We start from the raw sequence: 8,413 nt of genomic DNA on the forward strand, positions 1-8,413 counted from the left end.
CACACCGCCGTGACACGGACCGGCTGACGCTCTGCATCAAACGACCGAACCCTCCGCGCGGCCTACGGAAAGGCGGCGGGCGCTGTGCCTTCGTCGGTCCAGATCAAGGGAGCCGCTGGGCCTGAAGGCGGAGGCCTGACAAAGTCAGCTCCAGCGCGGCGAGAAACTGGTCCCTGTCGTCGTGCCCTGCGAATTCGTCGGCGATCTGCTGCACGAACGGGAATTCGGCGCTGTCGAGGGATCGCCACTGTTCGGCGAAGCGGTCGAGGTACGCGTCGCGGTCCAGATTGCCCTTGAGCACGTCCTGCGGGAGCTCCGCCCCCAGGTCGGCGGCCGTGCCGACGACAACGCTGGTGATGGCGGACACTGCGTGGAACCGCTGCCGCGGCGTGAGGTCGAGGCGGAGGGTCTGCTGGCCGAGCTTCTCGTACAGCCGCAGCGAGTTGCCCTGTACGTCGGTGTTGCGCATGAAGTACGCAGACAGCCAGGGCCGGTCGACGATCGCGTCGAAGAGCGAGATGGCCATCGCGCGGAGGTCGGCGATCGGGTCGTCGCTCTCTGGCTGCGCCTCCACGAGGGCCAGGACCTCGCCGATCGCGTGGTCGGTGGCGCGGTCGAGCAGTTCGTCCTTGTTCGAGACGTACCAGTAGATGGTGCCGACGCCAGTGCCGAGACGGGCGGCGAGCGCGCGGAACGTCAGTGCCGGTGCGCCGGCCTCGTCGAGCAGGGCCACGGCGGCGCCCAGGACGGCATCCAGCGAGTGCGAAGCACGCTTGCGCCCGCGGGGAGAGCCTTTGGTGGGAAGCGTGCGCGGGCCTGTCATGGCATCCATCCAATCACAGCTTGCCTCCACATCGAACAGCGTTCTACCATCGAACCTCGTTCCAACATCGAACGTCGTTCGTTACGGCGTTCGGAAAGGGGCCGGCCATGACCGCCATCACCGATTCCGCTCCACCTTCAAGCCGTACCTATCCGTCGCTGCGCGCGGCCTGGATCCCCCTGGCCGCGCTCTGCCTGGCCTTCTTCGTCGAGATGGTCGACAACACGCTGCTCTCGATCGCACTGCCCACCATCGGTCGCGACCTCGGCAGCGGTACGACCGCCCTGCAATGGGTCACCGGCGCTTACTCGCTGACCTTTGGCGGCCTCCTCCTCACAGCAGGGTCGCTCGCCGACCGGCTCGGGCGACGGCGCGTGCTGCTCGTCGGCCTCGCCGCGTTCGGGCTGCTCAGCCTCTGCGTCGTCGCCGTCAACTCCGCGGGGCAGCTCATCGCGCTGCGCGCCGGGCTCGGCATTGCCGCCGCAGCCATGGCGCCCATCACCAACTCCCTCGTCTTCCGGCTCTTCGACGACCAGGCGCTGCGCATGCGCGCGATGACCCTGATGATCGTCGTAGGAATGTCCGGCTTCGCGCTCGGCCCGCTACTGGGCGGCACAGCCCTCGCCCACGTGCGTTGGGAGTGGCTGCTCGTGGTCAACGCGCCGATCGCACTGGTCGCGGCCATCGGCGTGCGCCTCGGGGTGGCCGCCGACCGGCCCGAGGACCTGACCGAGGACCGGCTCGACTTGCCGGGCGCAGTCCTGAGCGTCCTCACCATTGGCCTGGCCTGCTACTCCCTGACCAGCGGCGTCGAGCACGGCTGGCTTTCCTCAGCTACCGTCACATCGATCCTGGGCGCCGTGGCCGCCGGCGTCGCGTTCGTGTGGCACGAGCGCCGAAGCGCCACGCCCATGCTTGACCTCAGAGTCTTCTCCAGCGGGACCGTCCGCGGCGCGGCCATCGCCCAGATCGGCACGTCCATCGCGATGGCCGGCGTGATGTTCGGGCTGATCCTCCACTTCCAGTACGCCTACGGCTGGAGCCCTGTGCGAGCGGGTCTCGCTAATCTGCCAATCATCGTGACCATGATCGTCGCGACACCGCTGTCGGAATGGCTCGGCAAGCAATTCGGACACCGGGTCGCCTGCCTGGTCGGCGCGGGATGTCTGGCCGCCGCCCTGGCCGGCCTCGCCTGGGGCGTCGACCACGGGTACGCCGCCATCGCCGCCTCCATGGTCGTGATGACGATCGGGCTGCGCACCGTCATGACGATCTGCGCGATCGCCCTGGTCGACGCGATGCCGGCCAACCGCACCTCGATCGGCACCGCCCTCAACGACACCGCCCAGGAGGTCGGAACCAGCGTCGGCACCGCCGTCGTCGGCACCCTGATCGCCGCACTGGTCACCACCCAACTGCCCGCAGGCGTGTGGAGCAGCGACCTCGTGCACTCCTTCTTCCACGGCGAGCGGATCACGTACGCCGTACTCGCGGTGATCGTAGGCCTGATTGCGACAGGCGGTGCACTCACGCTCACCGACTCCCACTCCGTCGAGGAACCAGCCTGAGCCATTGCGGCCAGGGCTGTGCAAACGACACGTGTGGCGGCCGGACGCCAGGGCGTCCGTTGGGCAGGGCGCGGAGCGCGCGGCGGACCGGCTCGGTGACGGGATGTCGGACCGAGAAGGGGAGGCATTCACGGGGCTGCGGTCGGCGCGGTTTTCGGGTTTGTTGGAGGTGGTGCGGGAGCGGGGCGGCAACGTGACTCAGACCCCGGGGGCTGCCGGACAGTAAGACCCAGGCCGCCAGCTCCTCCATGAACCCGCCACGGGCCGACAGCGCGCGCATGCACGGGCATGAGACATCGGCTGATCACTGCCGCCGCAGCACAGGCCGCGCCGTCATACCGCACCGTCTTCCGGCCCGAGGCAGGCCGGGCCCCTTTGGAACACTGCAATCCGTTTCGCTTATTTCATCCCGTTCAGACCGCGTTTGAGGTCTGCCACAGAGCCGCAGACCCGACCGCCGCGGAAGGGCCAGCGGGGCAATTCCTCTTGGTGATCGGTACGATCGGCGGGTTGGAGGGGATGTGATGTTGCAGGTTCTGTACAGCGGGGAAACGAAAGAGCTTGAGCTCTCCGGGACGCGTCAAGGACTGCTGGCGTTCGGGCAGCTGCTGCGGGGGAAGGCCGGAAGCTTTGATCTCTCGGAGAACCCGTGCCCCTCTCCCTACGAGAGGTCGCTGTCGGAGATCGCGTTTCGGGAGGATCCGGAGCGGGCCACCGTTTCGATCGTCACGGAAGCCCAGGTTCTGAGGATCAAGGGAGGGCGGGAAGCTCTCGACCTCCTCGCCGACAACCTTGAGGGCTTCGCCTCCGAGGCGGGCGCAAGCGATCATTGCCACGTCGACTCCCCGACATGCGACTACGTCGCGCCAGAGTCGGACCCGCTGGTGATCGCGTTCATGAAGTGAGCCACGAGCCTTCGACCGCACCGCGGTTGAGCCCGTGCGCCTCAGTGCGGGAGAGCGATCGTGGGCCTGGTCGGGTTGCCGGTCGGCCTCGGGTAAGGCGGCGGACCATGACGCCGATCATGGCCCATCGAATCATCGTCTCGGAGTGGGCCGGGCTGGTCTCGTAGTCCCGGGCGAGGCGCCGGTGGGCGGTAAGCCACGAGAAGGTGCGCTCTACCGCCCACCGCTTGGGCTGGACCTGGAAACCGCGCTGGTCAGGGGCCTTGCGGACAATCTCCAGATCGCGGCCGAGGATCTGTGCGACCCACTCGACCAAGCGGCCGGCGAAGCCCTGGTCGGCCCAGACCTTCCGGACACCGGGATGGTCGAGCCTGGTCCACAGCAACGGCCGCTTCGCGCCGTCGCGGTCCTGGACGCTCGCCGCGACGACATGGACGGCCAGCAGCAGTCCGAGGGTGTCGGTGACGATGAACCGCTTGCGGCCCTTCACCTTCTTGCCCGCGTCGAATCCCCTGGTCGAAGCGGGGACGGTGTCGGCGGTGCGGAGTCGGCGGTGCGGACGGACTGCGAGTCGATCAGGCCCGCGCTCCGCTCCGCGTCGCGGCCGTCGGCCTCGCGGACCTGGCCGCGCAGGGCGTCATGGATACGCTCCACGGTGCCGTCGTCGTGCCACCACGTGAAGTACCAGTACACCGTCGGCCACGGAGCGAAGCCCTTCGGCAGCTGCCGCCAGGCACACCCCGTCCGCACCACGTACAAGATCGCATCCACGATCCGCCGCCGCGGATGCTTCTCCCGCCGACCACCCTTCGGACCCACCCGCGCCGGCGGCAGCAACGGCTCCACCAGCGCCCACTGCTCATCAGTCAGGTCCGACGGATACCCACCCCCAACACCGCTCACAGAGGATTCAACGACCGCCTTGGCAACGGGAGACGGCAGATCTCAAACACGGTCTGACGGAATTCTTCCGTCGCGGCTCGAACTGCAGAAATGAGCAATGCGCTTTGCGGATGATAATAGATTGATAGGTTCGGCTCCGATATCACACATGGATCCACGTCAGGCGGTGTGGGGTTATTGGAAATCCATACATGTTCGGCGATAGCGGAATCGACCGAAACGGTGGAACCCGAAGGAAGGAGCCACTTCGGGGCGCCATATCCGGTCTGACGATTTACAGCGACATGCAGACAGCTATCACAGTTCCGCAACGCCTCGATTCCGTTCACACGATGACTGGACAGTGTGAACGTGGCAGAAATCTCACCCTTGTCTGCCGGATTGACGGCCGATCCGCCACCCTTGTCCACTTTCCCGCAAACCTCGTCGATGACTCGCCGAGCAACCGGCCATTCCGCAGAATGATACGTTACGCCATTGATGAATATATCCAGTATCAAATCTAAATCCTCGCAGACAAGGAGGGTCCGGCCGAGCGGTGACAGCCTAGGCACCCCGGGCACCAGCTGGCCCGCGGTCGGACATACATGGGCTGGCAAGTCCTCCCTTTGGACGGATCCCAGGCGACAGCCGTCCACCGTGGCAACGGCTTCGAGAGATCGTCACCCGGCTCACCATCCCACCTTCGATCCATTCTGTTAGGAGTTTCAAGAGCGCGTTCGGCGTCGCTCACGCAATGCGCTGCGCGTGCCCTGGACTGGCCACTACGGCACTGGTGTTGCACTGGGTGAACTGACGATGCCCGCTGAAGGGTCCGCATCGGCTCTCGCCGGCGTCGAGCACCGTTCTGGCGTGTCCATGCCTCCAGCGCCGCAGTCGCCCTATCCGACGCCCTTCCACCCCTGGGGCGCCTTGCCTCCCACGCCCACACCGGAGAAGAGCCGGGTCGGCCTCATGGCTTTGATCATCGGTGGGATCTTCCTCCTGATCGTCGCGCTTCTGGCGACGCTGGTACTGGTAGGAAAGAAGATCGAGAGCAGCTACCCGAGGGCCGATTACGCCCTGACCGTGCCGGGGACACTGCTCAGCGGCCGCTACAAGCTGACCACGGACGACTCCCCGACCTTGGGCCGGACGCTGGAGAGGAACCGGCGGCACAACTGGGACGCCGAGGCCGTCCACGGCGTCGTCGCGGTCTACCAGGCCGACCCGGGCGACGGCGACCGGGGACGGCTCATCGTGGACGGCATGTACGGCCGGTTCAGGAATACCGCCCGGGTGGGCGCCCGCGTGCTGGCGGGCAACAGCGCCCGTAGCACCCAAGCGAAGGTACTCGTGCCGCCGTAGGAGGTCACCCCGTCCGGCGCCCGCATCAGGGTCGACTGCGAGGTGCTGACACGGACCTGGGCCGACCGGTCGACGCTCACTTACCCGGTCTGTGTCTGGGCGGACGGCAACACCTGGGCCCGGGTGGCGGACATGACCTTCGCCACCACGATGAACATCGACCTGAAGACCGCCGCCAGGACCACTCTCCGGATCCGCTCCGAGATGATGAAGCCGATCAGGTAACCATTCCAGCCGCCCCGGCGGTCCCCTCCCTTGCTGCGCCCATCCGCATCGCCCACGCCCAACTCCGTCTCGCTCGCCCGCTCGTCGCCGACCTGCGCCACCCCTGGGAGCGGCCGACGGAACCGAACCAGCTCACCCCCGCCCGCGTCCGGCGCGGGTTGCGGAACCTGCACATGAAGGCTCCCTCACCAGCGCAGGCGCCGAAACTCACCCGCCCCGGACCGGGCCGGCCACCCGGCCGCAAGAACAATCAGCCCGCCGCCCGCTACGAGGTCGGCAGAGTCCTGACCACCGGCGAGGCATACGCCCGGCCCGCCCACCACAAGAAGGGGACCAAACTGAGAAGGACCGCTACGGAGATCTGAACGCACCGCTCAGTCACTGGGAACAGGTGTCTCCGCGAGAACGCCGACGCCGCGTACTCGCATCGCCGCGGTCAGAGCGAGCGGACTGATGCCCAGAGCCGAGGCGATCTCGGGGGCCATGTCGAACGCCCGCCACTTCCACTCCTCCTCGGCCTCACCGTTGCGCTCGCTTTCGTCCCAGGCGGGGGGCAGGCCGAGCCGCTCCCGCTCGGCCTGTTCCTGCACAAGGGGTTGTCCCAGCGTGAGGAGTCCGTCCTCGGCCTCACCGGTCTCGCAGTACCGCCGCACCACGACCCCGTGCTCCGCGATCAGCCAGGCCGAACCGTCGTTCTGTGTACCAAAGTAGTACGCCTGCGCGGCTCCGTAGCGGGAGCTGAGGTCGACACACAGACGTAGCACTTCGTCGCTTCTGTCGCTATCGCATGGATCGCACCACGGGCCGATCACCAGAGTCCATCCCTCAATCTCAGGACTCACGTACACCCGGGCCATTCCATCCGGATTGTCCTCGGCCTCTCCGTGTCCGTCCCCGTCGATGACAGCCTCGGCCTCGTCGAACGTCACGGGTACGGGTCGGGCAAGACTCAGACAGGCAATGACTCCCGCCTGATCCCCGGTCGGTACGGCGATCCAGTAAAGCCAGCACGTCGACAGCGGTCTTGGCTGGTCGCCCCTCGCATTTTCCACGACCACAGCCTGCCACTGCGGGTCCCACCTGTTCGACGCCGGATGTTGAACGACAAGTTCAGTCCCTGTCTTCGAATCCGTAGGTCAGAGCGTTTTCACAGCACAGCATGAGGGACCGGAGAGACCGAAGTTGCCAGTCGGCACCGACTGCCCTGAACTACGCGTCGATCGCGAAGCGGTAGACCGTGGACTGCACTCACCCTCGACGAGTAGGAGCAATCGTCAAGAGTTGTGGGTGAGGCCCTTCTGACCGACAGAGGTGAGCTCAGCTGCTGCGAGCCGAGCCTCCTCGCCAACCTCTAGGCGGTCCGGCCGCGTCCGTCCAGATGTTTGCGCAGGAAGGCGATCTCCGCCTCGACGACCTCCTCGTGAGCCGCCAGAAACGGGGCGTAATGCCGGCCCTCGACGTGCAGCACCTCCGCGTCGGGAGCCGCCACGGCGGCTCGCAGAGCAGGGCCGGGGAGCGTGCTCCGATCCTGGTCGCAGACCACCATGAGGAGGGGACACCGGATCCGGGAGGCTTGCAGGCCGGGTCGGTACCGGCCCATGTGGAGCGCAATCCGCGCCGCGACCGTCTGCTCCCAGCCCGAGTGACGCTGGCCGGGGTCCAGGGCGCGGCCTCCGTCCATCGCGTCGGGGGTGGTGAGCGCGGCGACGTCACCGCGTACGCCGGCCGCGGGGATCAGCAGCGGACGGCGTCCTACGAGACCGCCGAGCACGTCCGCGACCGCCAGACCCATGAGCCGCAGCACGGCCAGGGGCGTCATGGCGCGCAGCGCGTTGGGTGCGAGGGCGCGGCCGTCGACGACCGGCGACTGCGCGATCACCGACGCCAGACCCGCGTTCTCCGCCGCCACCTGAAGGATGTGGCCGGATCCGAGGGAGAAACTCCACAGGGAGACCCCTGCTGGGTCGACGTCGGGCAGCTCGCGCGCGAAGTCGATCGCGGCTCGCCAGTCGGCGCGCTGCTCGGCGAAGCGGACGACCTGGCGCGGGGTGCCGCCGCTCTCCCCGAAGCGGCGGTGGTCGAAGGCCAGGACGGCGAAGCCGGCGTCGTTGAAGCGCCGGGCGAAGAGGTTCGAGGCGGGCTCCTTCGTCACGGCGGTCCCGCCCGCCATGATCACGCAGCCACCGTTGACGCCTGGGTAGTGCCAAGCGGCGCACGTCGTGTCACCGCTGGTGAACCGTACTTTTTCGCGCGGGAGGACGGGGGACACGGGAACCTCTCGTTGTGGGTTCGGGTTGGGGGCGGTCGCCGGGTCGCGGGCGGCGACCCGGCGGCCTTCGGCCGTGGGCGGATCAGAAGGGGAACCAGTTGCGCGGATCGATGATCATCTGCGTCTCCCTCCGTTGCTCGGGTCCCCGTCGGGCATCCGGGGAACGGTGTGCAGCGCGTGCTCTTCATGCTGGTCCGGGTCCCGGCACAAGAGGCCGCATCCGACGCCGGGATGAGCGAAACTCGCCTTTATGGCCAACGTTCCGGCGGATTCCGTCCTTAGAGGTCATCTCATTTGGCTGAGTAGGCTGTCGGTTGTGGTGGGGATCGTTGAACGGCTGGTGCCGGACGAGTTGTGGGATCTGTTCCAGCGG

General features: G+C 67.4%; 7 protein-coding genes and 2 pseudogenes. 5 read left to right on the plus strand and 4 right to left on the minus strand.

The genetic code is table 11. From position 1 onward, the window contains the following. Window positions 1-103 precede the first annotated feature (103 nt). Window positions 104-823, minus strand: a complete 720-nt coding sequence (locus tag ACZ6CZ_RS35580) for a TetR/AcrR family transcriptional regulator (RefSeq protein WP_469029791.1) — start codon at window positions 821-823, stop codon at window positions 104-106. Window positions 824-930: 107 nt separating this feature from the next. Between ACZ6CZ_RS35580 and ACZ6CZ_RS35585 the strand changes: the two genes are divergently transcribed. Next, the gene (locus ACZ6CZ_RS35585; RefSeq protein ID WP_469029772.1) at window positions 931-2,391 is read left to right on the plus strand and encodes an MFS transporter; all 1,461 of its coding nucleotides are present in this window, start codon (window positions 931-933) and stop codon (window positions 2,389-2,391) included. Between the two features lie 524 nt (window positions 2,392-2,915). Beyond that, window positions 2,916-3,296 (plus strand): Imm32 family immunity protein, encoded by a 381-nt coding sequence (locus ACZ6CZ_RS35590; protein WP_469029775.1) that lies wholly within the window; start codon window positions 2,916-2,918, stop codon window positions 3,294-3,296. Here ACZ6CZ_RS35590 and ACZ6CZ_RS35595 read toward each other — a convergent pair. Continuing rightward, window positions 3,286-4,199 (minus strand): annotated as a pseudogene (locus ACZ6CZ_RS35595) (IS5 family transposase). The gene ACZ6CZ_RS35590 and the pseudogene ACZ6CZ_RS35595 sit on opposite strands and share 11 nt — an antisense overlap. A gap of 852 nt (window positions 4,200-5,051) precedes the next feature. Between ACZ6CZ_RS35595 and ACZ6CZ_RS35600 the strand changes: the two are divergent. From ACZ6CZ_RS35600 to ACZ6CZ_RS35610, 3 genes and pseudogenes are all read left to right on the plus strand, one after another. Beyond that, window positions 5,052-5,546, plus strand: a complete 495-nt coding sequence (locus ACZ6CZ_RS35600) for a hypothetical protein (RefSeq protein WP_469029777.1) — start codon at window positions 5,052-5,054, stop codon at window positions 5,544-5,546. A 42-nt stretch (window positions 5,547-5,588) separates the two neighbouring features. Continuing rightward, a complete protein-coding gene (locus ACZ6CZ_RS35605) occupies window positions 5,589-5,771 on the plus strand; it encodes a hypothetical protein (protein WP_469029780.1) in 183 nt (60 codons plus the stop codon). A 50-nt stretch (window positions 5,772-5,821) separates the two neighbouring features. Beyond that, window positions 5,822-6,136: pseudogene (locus ACZ6CZ_RS35610) on the plus strand (NF041680 family putative transposase); the annotation flags it as partial. 9 nt (window positions 6,137-6,145) lie between these two features. Here ACZ6CZ_RS35610 and ACZ6CZ_RS35615 read toward each other — a convergent pair. Together ACZ6CZ_RS35615 and ACZ6CZ_RS35620 are read right to left on the minus strand one after the other, a co-directional pair. Next, window positions 6,146-6,700, minus strand: a complete 555-nt coding sequence (locus ACZ6CZ_RS35615; RefSeq protein WP_469029782.1) for a hypothetical protein — start codon at window positions 6,698-6,700, stop codon at window positions 6,146-6,148. A gap of 422 nt (window positions 6,701-7,122) precedes the next feature. Beyond that, entirely contained in the window at window positions 7,123-7,941 is an 819-nt protein-coding gene (locus tag ACZ6CZ_RS35620; protein ID WP_469029785.1) for an alpha/beta hydrolase, read from the minus strand. Between the last annotated feature and the right edge of the window lie 472 nt (window positions 7,942-8,413).

This window comes from Streptomyces sp. NPDC041135 (assembly GCF_055592085.1).

Excerpts from the sequence above, each read along its gene's own strand:
- ACZ6CZ_RS35585 (WP_469029772.1), top strand. The coding sequence starts at position 931 with ATGACCGCCATCACCGATTCCGCTCCACCTTCAAGCCGTACCTATCCG.
- ACZ6CZ_RS35620 (WP_469029785.1), bottom strand. The coding sequence starts at position 7,941 with ATGGCGGGCGGGACCGCCGTGACGAAGGAGCCCGCCTCGAACCTCTTC.
- ACZ6CZ_RS35590 (WP_469029775.1), top strand. The coding sequence starts at position 2,916 with ATGTTGCAGGTTCTGTACAGCGGGGAAACGAAAGAGCTTGAGCTCTCC.
- ACZ6CZ_RS35580 (WP_469029791.1), bottom strand. The coding sequence starts at position 823 with ATGACAGGCCCGCGCACGCTTCCCACCAAAGGCTCTCCCCGCGGGCGC.